The sequence below is a fragment of the Aeromonas sp. S13(2024) genome, from assembly GCF_041402405.1.
Taxonomy (GTDB): Bacteria; Pseudomonadota; Gammaproteobacteria; order Enterobacterales; family Aeromonadaceae; genus Aeromonas; species Aeromonas veronii.
Map to the genome: position 1 here is coordinate 135,359 of NZ_JBGLRA010000006.1, position 22,400 is coordinate 157,758.

23 protein-coding genes and 1 other RNA gene are annotated in these 22,400 nt (G+C 52.0%); 15 read left to right on the top strand and 9 right to left on the bottom strand.

Annotated features, from left to right (window positions below; all coding sequences use genetic code 11):
• Genes rfbF through ACB042_RS11050 form a run of 10 tightly spaced genes read left to right on the top strand, consistent with a single transcriptional unit; the run spans position 1 to position 8,917 of the window.
• Complete coding sequence (gene rfbF / locus ACB042_RS11005; protein WP_005346621.1) at positions 1–774, top strand: glucose-1-phosphate cytidylyltransferase; 774 nt, start codon at positions 1–3, stop codon at positions 772–774.
• Positions 735–1,838 carry a CDP-glucose 4,6-dehydratase gene (gene rfbG, locus ACB042_RS11010; protein ID WP_186301915.1) on the top strand — a complete coding sequence of 368 codons (1,104 nt, stop codon included), beginning with the start codon at positions 735–737 and terminating at the stop codon, positions 1,836–1,838. Before rfbF ends, rfbG begins: the two co-directional genes overlap by 40 nt.
• Positions 1,835–2,395: a dTDP-4-dehydrorhamnose 3,5-epimerase family protein gene (locus ACB042_RS11015; RefSeq protein ID WP_144715572.1), complete on the top strand. Its 561-nt coding sequence runs from the start codon at positions 1,835–1,837 to the stop codon at positions 2,393–2,395. Before rfbG ends, ACB042_RS11015 begins: the two co-directional genes overlap by 4 nt.
• Positions 2,392–3,615 (top strand): class I SAM-dependent methyltransferase, encoded by a 1,224-nt coding sequence (locus tag ACB042_RS11020; protein WP_144715574.1) that lies wholly within the window; start codon positions 2,392–2,394, stop codon positions 3,613–3,615. The genes ACB042_RS11015 and ACB042_RS11020 overlap by 4 nt, the downstream gene beginning before the upstream one ends.
• On the top strand, positions 3,612–4,724 hold the full coding sequence (locus ACB042_RS11025) for a DegT/DnrJ/EryC1/StrS aminotransferase family protein (RefSeq protein ID WP_144715576.1): 1,113 nt from the start codon (positions 3,612–3,614) through the stop codon (positions 4,722–4,724). Before ACB042_RS11020 ends, ACB042_RS11025 begins: the two co-directional genes overlap by 4 nt.
• Positions 4,725–4,728: 4 nt before the next feature.
• Positions 4,729–5,421 carry a trans-aconitate 2-methyltransferase gene (locus ACB042_RS11030; RefSeq protein WP_144715578.1) on the top strand — a complete coding sequence of 231 codons (693 nt, stop codon included), beginning with the start codon at positions 4,729–4,731 and terminating at the stop codon, positions 5,419–5,421.
• A complete protein-coding gene (locus ACB042_RS11035; protein ID WP_371178411.1) occupies positions 5,418–6,104 on the top strand; it encodes a formyltransferase family protein in 687 nt (228 codons plus the stop codon). Before ACB042_RS11030 ends, ACB042_RS11035 begins: the two co-directional genes overlap by 4 nt.
• The gene (locus tag ACB042_RS11040) at positions 6,104–6,832 is read left to right on the top strand and encodes a WbqC family protein (protein WP_144715582.1); all 729 of its coding nucleotides are present in this window, start codon (positions 6,104–6,106) and stop codon (positions 6,830–6,832) included. Before ACB042_RS11035 ends, ACB042_RS11040 begins: the two co-directional genes overlap by 1 nt.
• Entirely contained in the window at positions 6,822–7,601 is a 780-nt protein-coding gene (locus tag ACB042_RS11045) for a cephalosporin hydroxylase family protein (RefSeq protein ID WP_144715584.1), read from the top strand. The genes ACB042_RS11040 and ACB042_RS11045 overlap by 11 nt, the downstream gene beginning before the upstream one ends.
• Before the next feature lie 41 nt (positions 7,602–7,642).
• The gene (locus tag ACB042_RS11050) at positions 7,643–8,917 is read left to right on the top strand and encodes a radical SAM protein (RefSeq protein ID WP_371178412.1); all 1,275 of its coding nucleotides are present in this window, start codon (positions 7,643–7,645) and stop codon (positions 8,915–8,917) included.
• A 25-nt stretch (positions 8,918–8,942) separates the two neighbouring features.
• Here ACB042_RS11050 and pseC read toward each other — a convergent pair whose 3' ends face one another.
• The 6 genes from pseC to ACB042_RS11080 form a co-directional block, all read right to left on the bottom strand.
• Positions 8,943–10,079, bottom strand: coding sequence for a UDP-4-amino-4,6-dideoxy-N-acetyl-beta-L-altrosamine transaminase (pseC, locus tag ACB042_RS11055; protein WP_144715588.1), 1,137 nt, complete (start codon positions 10,077–10,079; stop codon positions 8,943–8,945).
• The gene (gene pseB, locus ACB042_RS11060) at positions 10,076–11,080 is read right to left on the bottom strand and encodes a UDP-N-acetylglucosamine 4,6-dehydratase (inverting) (RefSeq protein ID WP_371178413.1); all 1,005 of its coding nucleotides are present in this window, start codon (positions 11,078–11,080) and stop codon (positions 10,076–10,078) included. The genes pseC and pseB overlap by 4 nt, the downstream gene beginning before the upstream one ends.
• A gap of 155 nt (positions 11,081–11,235) precedes the next feature.
• A complete protein-coding gene (locus tag ACB042_RS11065) occupies positions 11,236–12,081 on the bottom strand; it encodes a cobalamin-binding protein (RefSeq protein WP_186301916.1) in 846 nt (281 codons plus the stop codon).
• Positions 12,074–13,036, bottom strand: coding sequence for a cobalamin biosynthesis protein (locus ACB042_RS11070; protein ID WP_144715592.1), 963 nt, complete (start codon positions 13,034–13,036; stop codon positions 12,074–12,076). Before ACB042_RS11070 ends, ACB042_RS11065 begins: the two co-directional genes overlap by 8 nt.
• On the bottom strand, positions 13,033–13,725 hold the full coding sequence (gene mtnN, locus ACB042_RS11075) for a 5'-methylthioadenosine/S-adenosylhomocysteine nucleosidase (protein WP_040067225.1): 693 nt from the start codon (positions 13,723–13,725) through the stop codon (positions 13,033–13,035). Before mtnN ends, ACB042_RS11070 begins: the two co-directional genes overlap by 4 nt.
• Positions 13,726–13,893: 168 nt before the next feature.
• Positions 13,894–14,826, bottom strand: coding sequence for a ZIP family metal transporter (locus ACB042_RS11080; protein ID WP_005361496.1), 933 nt, complete (start codon positions 14,824–14,826; stop codon positions 13,894–13,896).
• 338 nt (positions 14,827–15,164) lie between these two features.
• Here ACB042_RS11080 and ACB042_RS11085 point away from each other — a divergent pair, with 338 nt between their 5' ends.
• Positions 15,165–16,796 (top strand): methyl-accepting chemotaxis protein, encoded by a 1,632-nt coding sequence (locus ACB042_RS11085; RefSeq protein ID WP_371178414.1) that lies wholly within the window; start codon positions 15,165–15,167, stop codon positions 16,794–16,796.
• Between the two features lie 411 nt (positions 16,797–17,207).
• On the opposite strand, the gene suhB is transcribed toward ACB042_RS11085, so the two are convergent.
• On the bottom strand, positions 17,208–18,011 hold the full coding sequence (suhB, locus tag ACB042_RS11090) for an inositol-1-monophosphatase (RefSeq protein WP_005352992.1): 804 nt from the start codon (positions 18,009–18,011) through the stop codon (positions 17,208–17,210).
• Positions 18,012–18,210: 199 nt separating this feature from the next.
• Between suhB and ACB042_RS11095 the strand changes: the two genes are divergently transcribed.
• The 3 genes from ACB042_RS11095 to emrD all read left to right on the top strand — a co-directional run bounded on the left by ACB042_RS11095 (position 18,211) and on the right by emrD (position 20,955).
• Positions 18,211–18,666 (top strand): hypothetical protein, encoded by a 456-nt coding sequence (locus ACB042_RS11095; protein ID WP_005352991.1) that lies wholly within the window; start codon positions 18,211–18,213, stop codon positions 18,664–18,666.
• Positions 18,667–18,834: 168 nt separating this feature from the next.
• Positions 18,835–19,497 carry a glutathione S-transferase family protein gene (locus ACB042_RS11100; RefSeq protein WP_005333923.1) on the top strand — a complete coding sequence of 221 codons (663 nt, stop codon included), beginning with the start codon at positions 18,835–18,837 and terminating at the stop codon, positions 19,495–19,497.
• A 261-nt stretch (positions 19,498–19,758) separates the two neighbouring features.
• Positions 19,759–20,955, top strand: a complete 1,197-nt coding sequence (emrD, locus tag ACB042_RS11105) for a multidrug efflux MFS transporter EmrD (RefSeq protein WP_371178415.1) — start codon at positions 19,759–19,761, stop codon at positions 20,953–20,955.
• Between the two features lie 166 nt (positions 20,956–21,121).
• Here emrD and ssrS read toward each other — a convergent pair.
• Positions 21,122–21,303: non-coding RNA, 6S RNA (ssrS, locus tag ACB042_RS11110), on the bottom strand.
• Positions 21,304–21,319: 16 nt separating this feature from the next.
• Complete coding sequence (zapA, locus tag ACB042_RS11115) at positions 21,320–21,652, bottom strand: cell division protein ZapA (RefSeq protein WP_005333910.1); 333 nt, start codon at positions 21,650–21,652, stop codon at positions 21,320–21,322.
• Between the two features lie 173 nt (positions 21,653–21,825).
• Between zapA and ACB042_RS11120 the strand changes: the two genes are divergently transcribed.
• Positions 21,826–22,395 (top strand): UPF0149 family protein, encoded by a 570-nt coding sequence (locus tag ACB042_RS11120; protein WP_005333908.1) that lies wholly within the window; start codon positions 21,826–21,828, stop codon positions 22,393–22,395.
• The last annotated feature ends 5 nt before the right edge of the window (positions 22,396–22,400 follow it).

Genomic DNA, 22,400 nt, shown 5'->3' on the forward strand with positions numbered 1-22,400 from the left:
ATGAAAGCAATTATTCTAGCGGGTGGTTTAGGCACCCGGATCAGCGAAGAGTCTCATCTTCGACCTAAACCCATGATTGAAATTGGTGGTAAACCGATCCTTTGGCATATTATGAAAATATATTCTCACTATGGTGTTAATGATTTTATAATATGTCTTGGTTATAAAGGCTATGTGATAAAAGAATACTTCGCAAATTATTTTTTACATATGTCTGATGTCACGTTTGATATGCCGAATAATCGAATGGAGGTCCATCATAACCATGTAGAACCCTGGCGAGTGACATTAGTCGACACCGGTGAAGATACGCTTACAGGTGGACGATTGCGGCGTGTCGAAGAGTATGTGAAAGGTGAATCGGCTTTTTGCTTTACCTATGGTGATGGTCTCAGCAATGTTGATATTGGAAAACTGATAGAGTTTCACCATAGCCACGGCAAGCTGGCGACTGTTACCGCTGTTTCACCGCCAGGTCGTTATGGGGCTTTGACTCGAGACGGAAATTTGGTGACAGGTTTTTCTGAAAAACCGCGAGGTGATGGGGGCCTGATTAATGGCGGTTTTTTTGTGCTTTCTCCTGACGTGTTCAAGTTGTTGGATAGCGACCACTGTAGCTGGGAAGGAGAACCTTTGGTTGAGTTGGCCGATATGTCGCAGTTGATGTCATTTGAGCATCAAGGTTTTTGGCAGCCGATGGATACGTTGCGCGAGAAAAATCAACTGGAGGAGCTATGGGCCAGTCACAAGGCTCCCTGGAGGGTTTGGGAATGAGACGAAGTCTCGATGCATCCTTTTGGTCAGGAAAGAGAGTGCTCGTTACCGGGCATACAGGGTTTAAGGGGAGTTGGCTGACTATATGGTTGCATCGCCTCGGGGCGGATGTGACGGGAATTAGCTTGCTGCCCCATTCAACGCCAAATCTGTTCGAGGCTGCAGAGGTTGCGAAGATATGTCGACACCATATTTGTGATGTCTGTGCACCGGAACATTTCGTGCCACTGGTTCAGGAATCGCAACCTGAAGTGGTATTCCATCTGGCGGCGCAGTCATTAGTGCGCGAGGGGTATCGTGAGCCTGCGCGGACATTTGAAACCAATTTGATGGGGTCTGTTTATCTATTAGAAGCGCTCCGTACGTTGGATTCGGTTAAGAGCGTTGTCATGGTGACCACGGATAAAGTCTATTACAACCAGGAGTCCATCTGGCCGTATCGCGAAACCGACCTATTGGGAGGACATGATCCCTATAGTGCGAGTAAGGCGGCCAGCGAACTGGTTATTACCAGTTATCGTGATGCTTTTCTGGCAGCACGAGGCGTTGCGATTGCAACCGCGCGAGCAGGCAATGTTATCGGTGGAGGGGACTGGTCCGTCGATCGTTTGATTCCTGACGCAATACGGGCCTGGCAAGGCGGTCAGACTTTATCCATTCGGCGCCCTGAGGCTGTTCGGCCGTGGCAGCATGTCTTGGAGCCTGTTGCTGCCTATATGGTGTTGGCACAACGTCTGTATCAAGAGCCTCGGTTGGCGGGGGCTTATAACTTTGGTCCAGATAGCCGGGATGCTGCGAGTGTGGCGCAGGTGGTGGATTTGGCGGCTTTAAGTTATGGGCTCAGTCATAAGGCTTGGCGTTTGGTGGGTGAACCAGGCCCTCATGAGACCAGTTGGCTGGCGCTGGAGACAGCCAAGGCGCGACATACTCTGAACATTTCACCTCGGTGGTCATTGCCACAGGCCGTTGAGAAGACCATGTCTTGGTATCGCGACTGGTATCAGGGGGGGAGGGCCCGAGACTTGTGTGAGCAACAAATTAAAGCCTACGAGGCTCAGCCATGAATCGTTTTACCCTATTGTCAGAGCCGCTTGGTGCCAGATTGTTGCAGCGTGAAGTGCATGGTGACTCACGCGGTGCTTTGAGCAGACTCTTCTGTGTCGAAGAGTTGTTTGTGCTGGGGTGGGGGGCATGCGTGGCACAGGTCAATCTGACATGTACGTCCCGTTGCGGCACTGTCCGTGGTCTTCACTTCCAATATCCACCGCATGCCGAGAAAAAGTTGGTGACTTGTACTCGAGGTCGGGTTTGGGACGTAATTGTCGACATTCGGGCTGGTTCACCGACTTTTCTGATGTGGCATGCGGAGGAGCTTTCGGGTGATAACCAGCGTTCTTTGCTGATTCCAGAAGGATTTGCGCACGGTTTTCAGGCTCTGAGTGATGATGTCGAAATGCTTTATTGTCATTCGGCAGCCTATGTTGCAGCAGCAGAAGGAGGACTCGATCCGTTGGATCCGTATCTTCAGATTTCATGGCCGATGCCGATAACAGAAATCTCCGCACGAGATCGCCAGCATTCTGCATTAAACGACAGTTTTCAGGGAGTGATAGTTCGATGAGATGCCGACACTGCGGTACCCTGCTGGTCCATCGTTTTCTCGATCTGGGCTTTGCTCCGCCATCGAATGCCTATCTGTCTGCCAGCGATCTCTCCCGACCAGAAGTAACCTACCCATTACGCTTGTGCGTGTGTGACCGGTGCTGGCTGGTACAAACGGAGGATTTTGCTTCGGCAGATCAGCTTTTTTGTGCAGATTATGCATATTTTTCAAGTACATCGACCAGCTGGTTAGCTCATGCAGCCCGTTATTGTGCGCGTATGATTGACGAATTGTCTCTTACGTCCAAGAGTCATGTGGTTGAGATTGCAGCCAACGATGGGTATTTGCTGAAGAACTTTGTCGCCGCAGAGATTCCTTGCCTAGGAGTGGAACCTACCGCTGGTACTGCCGCTGCGGCTGAATCGCTGGATATTCCGATTATCCGGGAGTTTTTTGGTTCCGAGTTAGCTCAACAAATGAGAGGAAAAGGACAAGGTGCGGATCTACTGATCGGTAATAATGTTCTAGCTCATGTGCCGGATATCAATGATTTTTGTCGTGGCTTGAAGTATCTGCTTAATCCTGGTGGAACGCTGACGCTGGAGTTTCCTCATCTGCTGCAATTACTGCTGCAGGTTCAGTTTGATACGGTTTATCACGAGCATTTTTCGTATCTGTCGCTGCAGACGGTGCAGCGGATGTTGGCTTCGGTTGGCCTGAGAGTGTTTCATGTCGAGTCATTAGCGACCCATGGTGGAAGTTTACGGGTATTTGCCTGTCATGCCGATGAACAACGACCGGATACTCTGGCTGTCGCAGATTGTTTGTATCAGGAGGCTGTAGCTGGATTACATCAGTTGAACCTCTATCTGGAATTTCAAGCGCATGTGGACAGAGTAAAAAATTCACTACTTTCTTTCTTATTAACACAGTATCAAGCGGGGAAGACGGTGGCAGCCTATGGTGCTGCTGCTAAAGGCAATACATTGTTGAACTATGCCGGTATTCGTCCAGATCTGCTGCCCTATGTTTGCGATGCAGCCGGCTCGAAACAGGGGCGATTTATGCCTGGCAGCCATATTCCAATCTTGTCGCCAGAAGTACTGATGGCTAATCCACCAGATTTTGTCCTGATTTTACCTTGGAATTTGGCTGATGAAATCAGCCATCAATTGGCGCACCTGAGGGCAGCAGGAACTCGTTTTGTCGTTGCGGTTCCTCATCTGGAGTTCCTATGAGTGAGCGTATCTTATATACCAAACCATCTATCACCGAGCTAGAAATTGGCTACGCCACAGATGCGGCGACTAACGGATGGGGTGAGCGCTGTTACGAATATATTGACCGCTTTGAACTGCTTTTTCGTGACTATTTGGGGGTGAAATATGCGATTGCCACGTCAAGTTGTACCGGCGCCTTGCATATGGGGATGGCTGCGTTAGGAATAGGTGCTGGCGATGAAGTAATATTGGCTGATAGCAACTGGATTGCCAGTGTTGCACCCGTCGTCCACCTGGGGGCGACGCCTGTTTTTGTCGATATCTTGCCGGACTCTTGGTGCCTTGATCCTGAATTGGTTGAGGCGGCAATTACGCCACGTACCAAGGCCATCCTAGCAGTACATCTGTATGGTAATCTCTGCCATATGGATCAGTTGTTGGCTATTGGTGAGAGATATGGCATTCCGGTGATTGAAGATGCCGCTGAGGCGATTGGCTCTGTGTATCACGGACGGCGAGCTGGCTCCATGGGCTGTTTTGGTGCTTTCTCATTCCATGGAACCAAAACCCTGACTACTGGGGAGGGCGGCATGTTTGTTACCAACGATGCTGACCTCTATGAACGTGTGTTAACGCTCAGCAACCACGGCCGGGCTCGTGGACAGACTCGTCAGTTCTGGCCTGACGTTGTGGGTTATAAATACAAGATGTCGAACATTCAGGCTGCGATTGGCTGTGGCCAGATGGAACGAATCGAAGAGTTAGTTTCGCGGAAGAGATATATTTTAGATTGCTATCGGCGTGAATTATTGTGTGTCGATGGAGTCAAAATGAATCCAGAACCGAGCGGTACGATTAACGGTGCCTGGATGCCAACTATTCTGATTGAAAAATCAGGTTCGGAGGCAGTTGAACAGCTGAAATTTAAATTCAGCACTGAAAATATAGATGCGCGAGTATTTTTTCATCCATTGTCATCTCTGCCCATGTTCATGCAAAATAACTGTAATGCTCTCGCGAAATTTATATCTAAAAGTGCGCTAAATCTTCCAAGCTATCATGATATGAGCGATGAGTCTCTAGAGAAAATCATCAAAATCATTCGTTCCGTGCTGAAGAGTAATTAGAGAGATGAATAATCAAAAAATTAGTCAGTTGTTATGTGAACACTATTCAAATACATTCATTAAGCATGGCCGAAACTCCAAAGGGGTTGATTGGGGTGATAATAAAACAGGTCATTTATTGCGCCTTGAGAAAATGCTGAATGTCATAGATGTGACTAGTGTTTCAACCGCCAGCTCAATCTTGGATGTCGGCTGCGGATATGGAAGTTTGCTTGAGTTGATCAGACAAAAAAAAATGCCCGTAAAATACACTGGAATCGATATCAGTTTGCCCATGATTAATTCAGCAAAGAGCCTCCATCCTAACGATGAATGGAGGTGTATTGATATATTGAATGATTCGTGTTCTGGGCAATATGATTATGTCGTTTGCAATGGTATTTTGACGCAAAAACTGAATGTCAGTCATAAACTAATGGATCGTTATGCTCATGAACTAATAAAAAAAATGTTTAGCTTGTGTCGTGTTGGGATTGCCTTCAATGTCATGACAACCCATGTTAACTTTCAAGTTGATAATTTGTATTACCGAAACCCGGCGGAATTGCTCGCCTGGTGTATGAGTGAGTTATCATCGAAAGTTAGAGTTGACCATTCTTATCCTTTATTCGAATACACTATTTATTTATATCGGGAGCTGGATAATAAAGATAAGGATTGTGATATGAAATATAATTTGGCGATAAGCTCAGTATGATGCGGCTTGGTATTATTGCTTCAAGCGGTGGTTCTGTATTCGCCACAGGCATTAACTTGCTAAAGTCCTGTGGCTATGAAGTATCTGCATATGTGGTTACAGATCGTGAATGTGGGATAGAAAATGCCTGTGACGAGTTAGGTGTTTCTTACACTAGAATAATTGATAATGATAATGTTAGCTTTTCTTGTAAAGCCAGTCAGTGGTTATATTTTGAAAAAAATGTCGACTGGGTTTGTCTTTTTTTTACTAGGCTGATCAGTTCGTCGATATACTCATTTAAACCGTGCATAAATATACATCCTTCTTTGTTGCCTGCGTTTCCTGGATTTAACTCTCTGCAGCGGGCCTTTGAAAAAAAGGTCCGATTTGTTGGCGCAACAGCTCACTTTGTTGATGGAAGCACGGATGGTGGCGAGCTCGTGGCTCAAGTGGTTGGCTCTGTAGTCAATATGCATGATATACAGCAATTAGAGCGTCTCTCTTTTGCACAAAAGCTATATATATTTCTTGTTTTGTGTGAGTCTGTATTTCTGGATGGCGTTAGTTATTTATACAAGTCTAAAGACAACTTAAACACATACCCCGCGCATTCATGGAACAGCCAGTCTCTCAGGAGTAAAAAATTAGCAGATGCCTTCGAAGACTTTTTGAAAAGTGAGAAAATATATTGGATACGGTAATGGTCGATAACAAACGAGTTGTCATATCACAATCCATGTACTTCCCATGGATTGGATTGCTTGAGCAAATCCGTCTAGCTGATATTTTTGTACACTATGATGATGTTCAGTTTTCTCGTGGTTTTTTCAACCGTGTACAAATTAAAACGTCAAGAGGCATTGTCTGGATGACTGTTCCTCTAAAAAAACATCATCAGAAAGACAAAATAAATGAAATAGAAATTGACAACTCAATAGATTGGCAAAGACAACACAAAATCCTTCTCAAGGAGGCATTTTCATTTGCTCCCTATTGCCAAGATGTTATGGATATTGTAGATGGAGTTTTCTCTTTACCCTGTAATACATTAAATGACCTATCAAGACGTTCGACTGTCGCATTGGCCGAGTACTTTGAACTCGTTCCATCCACTATTTTTTATGAATCTAGCCAATTAAATGTGTCCGGCAATAGCACTGACAGATTACTTGGAATTGTTAAAAGACTTGGTGGGAATATATATGTCACTGGACACGGTGCTAAAAATTACTTAAACCATGAGCAATTTTTAACATCTGGTATTTCTGTTGAATATATGAACTATCAGAAAGCAGCATACCCTCAATTATTCGGAAACTTTACTCCTTACGTGTCAGCTCTTGATCTGATTGCAAATTGTGGGGCTCATGGGAAAAAATTTATCCATTCTGGAACTATACCTTGGCAGGAGTTTGCTGATGAATCATAATGATTTATTCAAAGAAGAAGTTGAGACAAATATTCGCTCTCTCGCGTCAGATATGGATCTACAAGCTTTATCAAGGATCTGGATTAGGGAGATAGCCCCCCATAAATGGTCATATAACTTTCGATGGATGGGAAGGCCTGCTATACAGTTTCCGAATGACGCATGGGCAATGCAGGAGTTGATTTGGGAAATACGTCCAGATCTTATTATTGAGACCGGCATTGCTCATGGTGGATCACTGATATTTAGTGCTTCGATGCTGGCACAACTAGATTTGTGCGAAGCCATTGAACGTGATGAAAAATTTGATGCTAAACGATCAGAACGGAAAGTCATTGGAATTGATATTGATATTCGGAGTCATAATCGAGAAGCGATTGAAAAACATCCAATGTCATCAAGGATTCACATGATTCAAGGATCAAGTACGGATGAAAAGGTGATTTCTGAAGTCAGAGAGCTTGCTCGGAAATATAACAGAGTACTCGTTTGTCTAGATAGCAACCATACGCATGACCATGTTCTTGCCGAGTTAAACGCGTATGCATCATTGGTCAGCGTCGGTAGTTACTGTGTTGTATTTGATACCATCATTGAAGATATGCCAGATAGTCTGTTTCCAGACCGACCGTGGGGGAAAGGTAATAATCCTAAAACAGCTGTTTTCGAGTTTATGAAAAACTGCTCTGATTTTTGTATCGACGAGAATATTGCCCATAAGCTGCTTATAACTGTAGCTCCAAGTGGATTTTTGAAGCGACTAAAATAATCAGTGACACTACAACATCAGATATAAAATACAGGAGCTATATGTATAAAAGAATTTATTTCGACATTTCTGGGGTTTGTAATGCACACTGTCGATACTGTGTAAGTGGTAAAGATTCAATATCTGGCTCTGAACATCGTAAACAGGGAAAGTTTATCGATATTGAGACCTTTTCTGGGGCTATCACTCATATGCTGAGCAAAAAAATAATTGCTCCTGACTGTGAGGTTATTCTATATAGCTGGGGGGAGCCATTCTTACACAAAGATCTAAAAATGATAATAGATATATTAAATCGCAATGAGCTATTTTATAGCCTCAGTACTAATGCATCTATATGTATATCATTTAATGAGGAACTGATATCTCGTCTAAAAAATATAACCTTTTCAATGCCTGGCTTTAGTCAGGACTCATACGATAGGATTCATGGTTTCAAATTTGACAGGATCAAAAACAATATCTCTGATATGGTTTTATCTCTTCGTTCTAGTTGCTATACAGGCCCCATAAATCTTGCTTATCATATATACAAGTTTAATCTGCATGAAATAAGCTTGGCAGCAAATTTTGCAAAGGAAGTTTGCATAAATTTCGTTCCGTCACTTGCATATTTAAATGGTTACAACATGTTTCGCCACTTTCTGACAAAGGCTATGAAACCTAACCAAATTGAGGTGATTTCGACGGAAGTTTTCACAGAACATCTGGGGAAGATGCAGCGACAAAGACCTACCGATTATATTTGCCCACAATTCGAACGACTTTCGATCGATGAAAGCTGCAATGTACTTATGTGTTGCGGGATGGAAAAAACATGTGGCGATAGGGGACTCGTTGGTGATTTATTTAAGATGGATTTCAACGACATCCAAGAACGAAAGAGAGAGATGACCATTTGTGATGAATGTACATCCCTTGCTATTGATTATATAGGCCATAATGCGATTGGCATTGTTGATTTCCTCAGGCTGTATGGCGAGTTGTTCAGCATTGTTGATTACGATAGCAACGAGAAACAGATGGGGGGTGATATATGTGTGTATGGGACGGGTGAAACTGCCGATGCTTTATTTGGCTCATTCTTGAATAATAAATTGTTTAATGTGAACGGTGTAATTCATGGGCAGTCTGTAGAAAAAAATATATTTTTTAGAGGTCATAAAGTTGAAAGTATTGATGTGCTAAAACACAATCCAAGTCAAAAAATATTAATAGCTTCATTGTCATCCAAGTCAATCGATGAGATATATCATATGCTTCGTCGTGAATTTAAAATAACTAACCCGATTATAAAATTCGAAATCAACATATAGTTCTCATATTCGGATGGCATTCGACTTATTTGGATATGATATTTTCCAAATGGTATATGACCTTCTCCTGTTGCTTGGTCAAATCTGGATAGAGAGGGATTGATATACTTTGTTGATAGAATATTTCGGATGTTGGGTGTTTTTTGATTATCATATGGTGAAATGGTTGAGAATAGATTGGCATGTAGTGCACATTAACTCCGAGTCCTGCAGAACGAAGTTGTTCAAAAAAAACCTTTCGATCATCTGCGGGTATCTTTATTACAAACAGATGCCATGCCGAGAGACGCCCCTCTCGGTTGGCTAGGATCTCAAGCCCCAGGCTAGGCAGTTTGGCCTGATAACGTGCGGCAATGGTGTGGCGCTTGGTCAGAAATTCCTCCAAGCGTACCATCTGGCTCACCCCCAGTGCAGCCTGAATGTCGGTCATGCGGTAGTTGAAGCCGAGCATCTGCTGCTCGTAGTACCAGGGGCCATCCGGTTCATTGATGAAGTCTTCCGGTTCGCGGGTGATGCCATGGCTGCGGAGCATGCGCATCGTCTTGGCGAGCGCAGGGTCGTTGGTCATGGCCATCCCCCCTTCACCGGTGGTGATGATCTTCACCGGGTGGAAGCTGAATACTGTGATGTCGCTATAGCGGCCATTGCCGGTAGGCTCACCATGATAACGGGCACCTAGGGCGTGACAGGCATCCTCGATGATCCGAAAGCCATACTCTTGTCCCAGGCGGCGGATCTCCTGCATGTCGCAGGGGAGGCCGGCAAAGTGCACCGGGATAACGACTTTGGGCAACTTGCCCGCCGCTTTAGCAACAATTAGTTTCTTTTCCAGCTCCAAGGCGCACATGTTGCCGGTATCTGGCTCAATATCGACAAAATCGACTTGTGCACCGCAGTAGAGAGCACAGTTGGCTGATGCCACGAAGCTGATGGGGGATGTCCAGACCCAGTCGCCGGGACCAACGCCCAGTGCCAGACAGGCGATATGGAGTGCTGCTGTGCCTGAATTGACTGCCACCCCAAATTTGGCTCCACAGTAATCGGCTACTGCTTGCTCAAAGCGGGGGACAACGGGCCCCTGGGTCAGGAAGTCGGACTTGAGAACCTCTATAACAGCATCGATATCTGCCTGGCTGATGGATTGGCGGCCGTAGGGGATCATTCTGCTACCTTACTCTGGTTCATCTTCTGTAGCTGTTCGATGCTGAAAAAATGAGGGTTGCTGCGAGAGTTATATTCGAAGCCCTGTTCTACCATTTTTCCTTTTTCGCCCGCCGCTGTTTTGGAGAAATCGTTGTTGCGATTATTGAAGTTGATGGTTGGGCCAATCACGAAGAAGTCATCAAACTCAAAGGTGTGATAAGAATCATCGGCAGGGCACATCACTTCATGGAGCTTCTCTCCCGGGCGAATGCCGATGATCTTGTGTGGCAGGTTTGGTGCCATGGCGCTGGCCAAATCTGTGATGCGAACAGATGGCAATTTGGGAACGAATATTTCCCCTCCCTTCATCCGCCCAAAATTGTCTAGGACAAAATCCACCCCTTGCTGCAAGGTGATCCAGAAACGCGTCATCTCCTCATGGGTGATGGGTAACGCATCTGCACCCTGGTCAATCAGCTTCTGGAAGAAGGGGACGACAGAGCCGCGAGAACCCACCACGTTACCGTAACGAACCACTGCAAAACGGGTGGGATCCTGCCCCGCGATATTGTTTGCTGCCACGAAGAGCTTGTCTGATGCCAGTTTGGTGGCACCGTAGAGATTGATTGGATTGGCAGCTTTGTCAGTGGAGAGGGCAATAACTTTTTTGACTTGATTGAGCAAAGCGGCCTGGATGACGTTCTCAGCACCATGGATATTGGTTTTAATACACTCCATGGGGTTGTATTCAGCGGCTGGAACCTGTTTCAGTGCTGCTGCATGCACCACGTAATCGACGCCACGCATTGCCATGGTGAGCCGGTTGGCGTCTCGGACATCACCGATAAAATAGCGCATGCAGGGGTCGTTAAACTCCTGCTGCATCTCGAACTGTTTCAGTTCGTCACGAGAATAGATGATGAGCCGTTTCGGCTTATAACGTTCCAGTACTGTCTTGACCAATCGTTGGCCAAACGAGCCGGTGCCACCGGTGATCAGTAGCGTTTTATCATTGAACATTGTGGGCATCTCGTCATAAAAACAGTAGATGAATCATATGCTAGCAAATAAAGTACCAGCTTTTTTGGCAAAGAGTGTGATCCATTCACAAAAACAGTTTTAAAGATTTGGGCGCACCAGACCACCTCGGATTGGCTCGCATCAGTAGAGCTTTATCAAGATGTGCTGGAGCTCTGCGTGCTTAGCTGAATAGCTTGGCAAACCTCTTCAACCCCCTTGAGGGCTCTCGGGGTGAAGCGGTGCAGTTCATCCGAGTTGATTAAATCGAGTCGTTGATGCTGCACCGCATTGAGATTGGGCCACTTCTGCCAGTGACGCAGAGCGTCAGGATCTTGACTCCCGGCCAGGATCAGCGATGGGTTGGCCCTGATCACCTGTTCTATGTCAACTTGAGGATAGGGGGTCTTGGCATTCGCCATGATGTTGATCCCGCCGCAGAGTTCGATGGCCTGCGCAGGCCAGGCGTTACCGCTCACGCTGGTGAGCGGCGGGTACCAGAGCTGGTAGAACACTTTGACGCCGGTTGGTTGGCCATAGCGCTGTTGCAGGGAATGCAGGCGTGCCAGATAGCGATCGGCGGCTTCGTTGGCGCTCTTTTCCACCCCCAGTAATTTGCCCAGCGCCCGCATCTCGGTCGCCAGCGAGGCAAAATCGGTGGGCTCAGAGTAGAAAACCGGTATCCCGAGCTGTGCCAGCGGGGCCAGCATCCGTGATTGAGCCGAGTGCCAGCCGAGAATGAGATCCGGCTTTTGCGCCAGCACTGCCTCGACGTTGATGCTGCGATAATTCGCTACCTTCGGCTTGGTTTTGACCTCGGCTGGGTAGTCGGAAGCATCGTCAATGGCCACCAGTTTGTCGCCGGCGCCGATGTCATAAAGCAGTTCGGTCAGGTGGGGTACCACGCTCACCACCCGGGTTGGCGTGGCGGCCTGCAGTGCACCGGGCAACCAGGCAAGCAGCGCGCAGGGCAGCCAGATCGGCAAGCACAATACTCTACCCATGAAATAACCCCGCTACCGTGACAACCAGCGCCAGTATCAACCAGCCCCAGCCGCACCCTTGCAGAATGTTGAGCACCTTGCGCGGTGTCTCGCTATCTGGCTCAGCACCCGTGCCGATGACGGGCCAGCGCTGGAGAGCGCCCTGATAGTAGCGAGGGCCACCAAGGCGGATCCGGCACTTGTCTACCAGCAGAGTGAGCAGCATCCCCATGGCGGGATAGGGCCAGAGCGCGCCACTGCGCAGCAGCTGTACGGCCTGTTTGAGACGGCTTGCCAGCAGTGGCAGCCCCAGCAGCAAAATGACGGAGACATTGAGCCCCTGATAGAGGGCGCTGGCGGCGCGACCAAAGTGGTCGAAGGCGGGATCTTTGCGGCTCCAACTCTGATTCATCAGCTGCACCAGTCGCCAGAGCAGGGCGCCCTGTACGCCAGCCAGGGCAAATCCCAGCAGCGGGCCAGCCCATTGCCCGATCAGACGCAGGGCGCAGCTCTCCGTCACCGCTTTGGCGAGCCCCATGGCCGAGAGTTTGCCGGTTTCCCGTTTGAGCCAGGGGGCGGACTGCAATCTCGCCAGCGGCAGCGTCTCCTGCGTAGCGAGCGAGCGGGTGGCATGGGCGAGTTCCCGTAGTGGACGAGATTCGATCATCAACAGCAGAAACAGCAGGTCAAACAGCGGCTCGCTCAGGGCCAGATTGCGCAGCGACCAGAGCCCGGCGGCGCAGGGGAGCCAGACTACCAGCATTGCCAGCAGGCCGGCCTGCATTTGCTGGCCGGGTGAACCATCGGGTCTGTGCACCTTGTGCCCCAGCCGGGTCAGCAAGGGCGTGACGGCCGAAAGACGCAGATGGGATGGCCACGGGATCACCGTCTCCAGCAGGGCCGCCCCCACCAGAATGGCCGCCGTCGTCGAGAGGAGGGCGTCGGCCATCAAATCAAGCGAACCGGTTTCGATCACAGCTTGCCGAGCATCTTGATGATGACTTCGGCGGAGTGCTTGCCGGCCACTTCGATGAAGGCATCGAAGGATTCAACCTGTTCCTTGCCGGCGATATCGGACATGGCACGCACCACCAGATAGGGCACCTTGAACATGTGGCACACCTGACCGATCGCGGCACCTTCCATCTCGACCGCCAGCATCTGCGGGAAGTCGGCGCGAGCCTTGGCGATGGCGTCCGGTTTGCACATGAACTGATCGCCGGTACAGATAAGGCCGACCTTGGTCTGGTGCTTGCCCTGCTCGGCGATGCAATCCTGAGCGACCGCGATGAGTTTCTCGTCGCAGGGGAAGGCGGCAGGTTGCTGCGCCATCTGGCCCATCTCGTAACCAAAGGCGGTTACATCCACATCGTGGAAACGCATCTCGCTGGCGATCACCACATCACCGATGTGCAGATCCTGGGCAAAGCCGCCCGCAGAGCCGGTATTGATGACGCAGTCGGGGGCGAATTTTTCCAGCAGCAGGCTGGTGGCCACGCTGGCGGCGACCTTACCGATACCGGAGCGGGTCAGGATCACCTCTTTGCCTGCCAGCATCCCTTGATAGAACTCGCAGCCGCCCAGTTGCAGGGTGGTGGGGTTGCTCATCTGGCTGCGCAGCAGGGCCACTTCTTGCTCCATGGCGCCGATAATACCTACTTTCATTGCTGACCTCGTCTTGATAGCCGTGTGGCTGAATTTAAGTTGCGGTAGATCATAACAAAAGATGGCGTCGGCGCCGAGAGGCACAAGCGAAAGGAGAGATGAAGCGCGGCGCTCCATATGGGAGCGCCGCAGGTGACAAAAAGCATTGATGAGGCGGGGCGAGGGCCTTTAGCCGAGCGCGGTATCGAGGGTCATCATTAGGGCAAAGCCTGCCATCAGGCCTAGGGTGGCATAGGTCTGGTGACCGTTGCGGTGAGTCTCCGGGATCACCTCGTGCGAGACCACAAACAGCATGGCGCCGGCGGCGAGCCCAAGTCCGATGGGGTAGGCGATGGCAAGGCCGCTGGAGAGCCCGACCCCGAGCAGGGCGCCAACCGGTTCGAGCAGGCCGCTGGCGATGGCAACCAGCACGGCGACAGAGGGGCGAAAACCGGCGGCGCACATGGCCAGCGCCACCGCCAATCCCTCCGGAATATCCTGCAGCGCGATGGCGGTGGTGAGCGGCAGCCCCACCGACATATCCCCCTGCGAGAAGCTGACCCCGATGGCCATCCCCTCCGGCAGGTTGTGCAGGGCGATGGCAAAGACGAACAGCCAGACCCGGGAGCAGCTCTCATGGCCGGGGCCGCAGGGGCCGGTTTTGTCATGCTCGTGCGGGGTGAACTGATCCAGCCCCAGCATCAACAGCACCCCGAGGGTCATGCCGACCACCACCACGGCGGCGGCGCTAAAGCCGTTGCCGGTAATCCCCTCGGCGGCCTCCAGCCCAGGCAGCAGCAGGGAGAAGGCGCTGGCCGCCAGCATCATGCCGGCGGCAAAGCCCAGCATGGTGTCCTCAACCTTTTGCGGTACCGAGCGCAGAAACAGGGCGGGCAGGGCGCCGATGGCGGTGGCGGCAAACCCGGCGGCACCACCGATCAGGCCGTAGCGCACGCCGCTGGTCACCTCGCCGGTAGCGAGCATGATGAGACTCTGCAACAGCAGCAACAAGACGGCAGCCAGCGCGATAAAGAGACCGAGGGCAGTGAGCGGGCGGCTTTGCATCTGGCTACGCAGTTGCTGTGACCAAGATAACGGAGGAAGAGCTGAGAGATGGTCCATGGCATGACCTCGAGTGTGCAAAGTGGATGGTGGCATTACATCCACTTGGCAGCCCCTTGTCCATGCCTGCAAGGCGATTGCCACTATCGAGAAAATGGCGTCAGGTGAATATGAAGTTTTTTGTGATCCAGCTCCGATTGTTGGTTTTGTTAAGTTGCTTTTAATTTTTAAAGAAAAGTGAGGGTGTGGTCGCTTTGTGCTAGAGTGCGCGCCTTTGCGGAACCCTGTCTTCCCGGTGTTCTGCATTCTTTCCCGTCAGGAAGGTCCGGGGATTTGCTCATAGGGACGTGATCGCCACACTCCATTCGCCTGTCAGCAGTAGAGGATCACCCGCCACTATGTTTTACAAGAATCTCTCCATCGGCAAAAAGATTGCCGTGGTTTTTGCGGTCATTGCCGCAGTCAACGTTGTCTTCGGTGTTTTTCTCTCCAGCGAATTGCGCGGTGTGCGTGATCGGGTGCTGAACTTTACCGACTCTACGCTGCCGAGTGTCCTGTCGGTTGAAACCCTGCTCTATGACGTCTCCTATGTCCGTCGTGCCCAGTTCGCCTTGCTGATGGTGAACGATGCCGCTGATCTGCAAGCTCGCCGCAGCCGGATCCAGCAGAATATCCAGAAAGTAGACAACGCATTTCACGCCTATGAGGCGACCGTCGGTGCTGATCATGAGCGTCAGGTGTTTAATCAGGCTAAACAACAGTGGCTCAATTACCAAGGTGCAGTGAACGAGTTTGATCAACTGCTGGTACAAGGGCAACAAGAGCAGGCCAAGGTACAGTTATTTGCCTCGAATGCGGCTTTTGGATCTCTGGAGCGGGCAGTTAATGCTCTGATCGATGTGAACCTCGGTTTTGTGAAGGAAAACCGCAGCAGCTTGCTTGGCAGCGTCAGCATGGTGACCACTTTCGCCATGGTGAGCATTGGTGCTCTGCTGGTGTTCATGGTGGTGATGACCTGGTTCCTGACCCGCCAGATCTGCCTGCCGCTGCAAGCGGTAGTGGCTCAGGCCAACGCCATTGCCGCCGGCGATCTGACTCATCAGCTGGAGCGTCAGCATATCGGCCGCGACGAGCTGGGCATGCTGGCCAAAGCTTCCCTCAAGATGCAGGACAACCTGCGTGGTCTGATTGAAGAGGTGGTGGCTGCGGTTACCCAGTTGGGGGCGGCGATTGACGAAGTGAGTGCGGTTTCCGAACAGTCTGCCAAGGGTATTCAGAGCCAGCAGCAAGAGATTTCGCTGGTGGCGACGGCCATGACCCAGATGAAGGCGACCGTTGCTGATGTGGCGGGCAATACAGAGCACACCTCTGAGTCTGCCAGTGCAGCTAATACTTTGGCCCGCAAAGGCAACCAGGATGTGCAGCGTTCGCTGGTGGCCATCACCCGTGTGGCTGAAGAGATTGAGCAGGCTGGCACGCTGGTGGCCGAACTGGAGCGTGAATCCGCCCAGATCAACGTCGTGGTCGATGTTATTCGCAGCATTGCCGATCAGACCAATCTGCTGGCTCTCAATGCCGCCATTGAGGCAGCCCGTGCCGGTGAACAGGGCCGAGGCTTTGCGGTGGTTGCTGATGAGGTGCGTACTCTGGCGGGCCGCACCCAGGCCTCTACCGGCGAGATCGTCGCCATCATCGAAACCCTGCAGTCTCGCGCCAATCAGGCGAAAGAGGTGACAGGGCTGAGCTGCGACATGATCCGCCAGTGCGTAGCCCAAAGCGAGCAGACCGGTACCGGTATCCAGCAGATCGAAGAGGCTGTCGCCCAGATTGCCGATATGGCGATCCAGATTGCCAGCGCCTGTGGTGAGCAGGATGCGGTGTCTGATGAGCTGGGTCGCAATGTTGAGCGGATCAACGAGTCCGCCAATGAGGTTGCTCTGGGCGCCGATCATACTGCCCGCGCGTGTTTGGAGCTGAGCCAGCTGGCGGTGGGTCTGAAACAGACCATCGGGCGCTTCCGTCTCGCCTGATAAGGGGGCTGGTGGCGTACACCGGCCTCTTCATTCAGAAAACTCGGGGGCTTTGCCTGCCCCCACGACACCCGGCCATGTGCCGGGTGTTTTTTATCTGGCGATGGGTACGAGGCCAGATGGTCGGGGTTCTTCGCAAGGGGATGAAGGTCAGGGCAACAAACAGGGGGCAGATGATTATCCCGGCCTGTGCGCGGTGATATTCAAGAAGGTTGGTTAAGGCGTATTTGCTAACGAGAGAAGGGCGACGAACGGTTTTGGGGATGGGGAACGGGGCGAGCGGTTGGGGTGTGCGCTACGGGGAAGAAGAGCATAAGCAGTTGGTTGGAATGCCCGAACAGGGCATATCGCAGCAATAAAAAAACCGGCTTGCGCCGGTTTTTTTGTCTTAGTGAATGCTGGGGAGCTGGCTTATTTGGCCAGAGACTCCGGCAGCTCTTCACGGATCTTGCCCAGCATCTCTTTCAGGACGCGCGGGTTGGCAACCACGATGTTGCCGGAGTTTTCGTAGTTGTGACCACCTACGAAGTCGGTGACGATGGCGCCAGCTTCTTTGGCCAGCAGTTCACCGGCAGCGGTGTCCCAGGGTTTCAGGCCGATTTCCCAGAAACCGTCGACGCGACCGGCAGCCACGTAGGCCAGATCCAGTGCGGCAGAGCCAGAGCGACGGATGTCGGCACATTCGATGAACATGCTCTGGAACATCTTCAGGTAGGACTCGATGTGGTGCTTTTGCTTATAGGGGAAACCTGTGGCCAGTACGGTGCCAGCCAGCTCTTTGGCTTTCCCGACACGGATACGGTAGCCGTTTAGCTGGGCGCCGCTACCACGGGTAGCAGTAAACAGTTCGTCACGGATGGGATCGTAAACAACGGCTTGTTCGGTTTTGCCTTTCACGCGCAGGGCAATGGAGACGGCAAAGTGCGGAATACCTTTGACAAGGTTGGTCGTGCCATCCAGTGGGTCAATGATCCATTGGTAGTCCGGATTGGTACCGGCAATCTCACCAGACTCTTCAGCAACAATGCTGTGCTCCGGGTAAGATTTTTTGATGGTGTGAATGATGGCCGCTTCGGCTTCACGGTCAACGTTGGTCACGAAGTCATTGCTGCCTTTTTGAATAGCCTCAATGTTCTCGGGCTGGGAGAAGGCTTTTACTACAACTTGACCGGCGTTGCGCGCAGCGCGCACGGCGATATTCAGCATCGGATGCATAGGTTCACCACTGGATGTTAAAGAACGGGGGATAAAAGGACGCGGTATGATACCAGTATTTTGTGCGATGGCAACTGTTATCCCCCTACGACCAATTGATTACCACTGCCAGATTTGACGGCTCCAATATAGACCAGATCTGCGCTAGTCTTATCCCAGCAGCCGGATACAGGCTGTCATGAGCATAGGGATGTGAACCATGAATTTGTCATTAGTGAGTCAGAACGTGTCAGCGGCCAGCGAGGGACTGTTGGCCATCTTGCGGTCATCACCCGAGTATGGTGATCATTTTGCCCACATCACCGTGACCCCCCTGGCCCAGTGGCAACCGGCCAAGACGGAGGCGGCGATCCTGCTGATCGACGGCGATGCGCCCTGGCAGGATGCCGGATTTGCCCGGGGAGAGGATGAGACGATCGGTTTGCCGGTCTTGCCGCTGCTGATCCGCAAGGGGGACAAGGAGCTGACGGTCTGCGGGCCGGATGTGCGTGACCCCCGCTTCTATTTTGTCTCAAACGGCATCGTGCTGGATGAGTCGGAGCTGGCCGAGCCTGCCTGCAGCCGGGTGCTGTTGCGCAAGCTGGAGTCCTACTTCCCGCTGCTTTCCCGCCTGATCATGCTGCGCCAGCGCAAGCCGGTCGCCGTGATCAACTAATATCTACCATTGCCAGAGCGCACCAGCGGCGCACCGTGGCCTTGTTTGGCCTACGGTGCGCCGCTTTTTAATGGTCTGGAGCCGTTCACTTGTTGCAAGATGAGGCGGCTATGGTGTTGCACCCTGTTCCAACCGTGCAATCTGGCTATGACCAACAAGGAGTGAATCATGATCGATTTTTACACCGCCGCGACCCCCAATGGTTTCAAAGTGGCGATCGCTCTCGAAGAGTTGGGTTTGCCCTATCGGGTCATTCCTCTCGATTTGTCTGCACTGGATCAGAAGAAGCCCGAGTTTCTCGCCATCAACCCAAATGGCCGTATTCCGGCTATCGTCGATCGGGATAACGACGATTTCGCCGTATTCGAGTCGGGGGCCATCCTCATTTATCTGGCGGAGAAAGCAGGCAAGTTGCTGCCCGCTGATCCCAAACGCCGCTCTCAGGCCATCCAGTGGTTGATGTTCCAGATGGGCGGGGTTGGACCCATGATGGGGCAGGCCAATGTCTTCTACCGCTACTTCCCCGAGAAGATCCCCGCCGCCATCGAACGCTACCAGAAGGAGGGGCGCCGCCTGTTCGAGGTGCTCGATAGCCATCTGGCCCATCATGAATATCTGGCGGACGAGTACAGCATCGCCGACATTGCCACCTGGCCCTGGGTGCGTATTTATGACTGGAGCGGCATCTCCATCGAGGGATTGCCTCATCTGCAAGCATGGATGGATCGCATGGCAGAGAAACCTGCCTGCCAGAAGGGGATCACCATACCGCCGCGCAAGGAGCAGCCCGATGAGCTGATCAAGCAGGCGCAGCAGATGGTAACACGTTGATTTTTAACTGCGGACGGGGCGAAATGCCCCGTAATATTAGAAAAACTAAGGCAAGCCGATTATAAAGATTCGTTCGTTTTTTGTGAGCTGAATCACTATGATGCCCCCATACCACCAAGCGTCCTGTGCGGTGGCTTGGCGGGCTCCCCGCCTACTGTTTCCAACTCTGTTTTTGATTGCATCACAGCCTTTGTGATCAGATTCCTCTGGGCATTTTGTGCCAGAGGGGCGGCAGCATTTTTTCGATTTTTTGGGACTGATATGGATCGGCACAGTTTTTATCCGTTGTTTTTACTGACCATTCTGATGGTCGCTGTGGGCCAGATGACCCAGACCCTTTATGTTCCCTCCATTCCCATGATGGCGGGGGACTTCAATGTGGCCTCGGGCCAGTTGCAGGCGGTGATGGCCTGTTACCTGATCCCCTATGGCCTCTCCCAGTTTGTCTACGGGCCGCTTTCGGATCGCATCGGCCGTCGCCCGGTGCTGATCGTCGGCATGATGGTGTTTCTGGTGGGCACCCTGATCATTCAGGTCATCCCCCATTTTGCCGCCCTGCTGGTGGGTAGCTTTATTCAGGGGCTCGGTACCGGTGCCGGTGGTGCCATGAGCCGTACCGTGATGCGCGATCGCTACAACGGCGCCGAGCTCAACCGCGCCAACAGTCTGGTGAGCATGGGGGTGATCTTCTCCCCGCTGCTGGCACCGGTGCTGGGGGGATGGCTGACCGAGCTGTTCAACTGGCGCGCCGGTTACTGGTTCCTGTTCGGTTTTGGTGCCGTAGCAACCCTGGCGATCATGGCCTGGTTTGGCGAGACCCTGCCTGCTGCTGCCCGTCAGCCACTGCGCGTCGGTGCTGCCTATCGTCATGTGCTGGGCAACCCCAAGTTTCAGGGCAACCTGCTCTGCCTGATGGCGACCTTTGCCGGTTTGGCAGTGTTCGAGGCTGCGGCCGGTGTGCTGCTGGGCGATGTGCTGAAACTGAGCGCCCGTACCGTGAGCGTGCTGTTCGTGCTGCCGCTGCCCGGCTATTTGTTCGGGGCCTGGCTCTCTGCCAAGCTGAGCTTCCGTTTGACTCAGGGCAAGCTGATGCGTCTTGGCATCGCCTTTCTGGCTCTGGGGTCGCTTATCATTCTGGTGCCGGGGCTGTTCGGGGTGGTGAGTGCCGCCTCGCTGGTTGGTGGTGCGGCTGTCTACTTCATCGGTAGCGGTATTCTCTACCCGACCGCCACTTCCTGTGCCATCGAGCCCTTCCCGGGTCAGGCCGGCACCGCGGGGGCCATTCTCGGCGGGATGCAGAATCTGGGGGCGGGCGTGGTGACCCTGCTGGCCGCCGGTTTCCCGATGACTGGACAGGTGACCCTGGGGGCCATCATGACCCTGATGGTGCTGATCGTGGTGCTGAGCTTTGTCTGGTTGCGCCACCACGGCTCCCCCCACGAGCAGATGGCAATTTGATCTGCCGCACTCTTTGCATCTGGAGCAAGCCCACCCTCAGCGGTGGGCTTTGTTTTATCCGGAGAGCGGGCTAGGAGATCGCATTAGCTTGATGTAGTGATCGATGTTGTGAGATTAACTTCCGGAAAAGAAAAAGCCCGTCACGCTGGTGACGGGCTTTTGCTGTTGGTACCCCGAGATGCCGTTGCCGGTTTGGGCCCTTGAACCGTCGGTTCAAGGCGGGGATCGGATCTGACCGCAGGCTTCTCGGTCGTGCCGAGCATGCGCAATAGCCAGAAGGCAGATCCCCTGTTTGGTATGAATATCGGCTCGGGGACTTGAACCGGCTGACAAACATCCCAGGGAATTTTAAAACGGTTTGCGATTAGGGCTGTTGCCCCTCTTCGCTGGAATCACCATATTGTCCATGCTCGATCAGGGCCGCTTCGATGGTGCGCTGCAGCATCTTGATCCGCTTGTCCATGGTCTCAGAGTATTGGTGGTTCTTCTCTTTTTCAAGGCAGAGCTCATGACAGAAATTGAGCGCCGCCATGATAGCCAATTGCTCGTTGCTGGAGACTTTGGAGCGTTGACGCAGGTCGATCAACTTGTCGGTCAGCTGCTCGGCGGCCTGGCGCAGGGCATCCTGCTGTCCCAAGGGACAGGATACCTTGTAGGGACGTCCCAAAATGACGATTTCTACGGCCTCTGTGCTCATGCCTTCCTCAATACGGCGGAGCTGATTTCCGCCTTTATCCACGTGGACAACTGGGCGGGACTATATAGCGCAGATGCATAAGTTTCAAGGCCTTGCTGGCTCTGGAAGAGGGAGAATGCTAGGATCCTGACCATTAATTCTGCAAATTTGACTGAACTTTGAGCGGATCCTCGATGAGCAAAACGAACCCCCTTAAATATGCGGCAGTGGCCGACATCATGGAACAACATGAGCTGATGGCCAGCGCAGTAGAGGCCCATGGTGTGATCTGCGGTCTGGTGTGCGGCGGTGTGGCACTGGACGACAAGAGTTGGCTGCCCCATTTCAACGATCTGGTGAACGACGGTTTCGGCCTGCCGGCCCCGGTGCGCCAGGTGATGACCGATCTTTATCACAATGTGGTCGAGAGCCTGATGGCCCAGAAGGGCGTCGAGCTGCTGCTGCCAAGTGATGATGCTCCCCTCGACGAGCGCATCGATTCGCTGGTGGACTGGTCACAGGCATTTCTGGCCGGTTTCGGCGTGGTGCAGCAGGAGCTCTCCCGCGCGTCGGAAGAGCTGCAGGAGATGATCCAGGATATCGCCAGCATCACTCAGGTCTCTGCCGAGTTCGATCAGGAAGATGACGAGAACGAAGCCTCCTTCCTGGTGCTTTACGAACACGTCAAACTGGGTGTCATGATGGCCTTCGAAGAGTTTGGCAAGCGCCCCGATACCCCGAGTGCACCGCCGACCCTTCATTGAGGTGC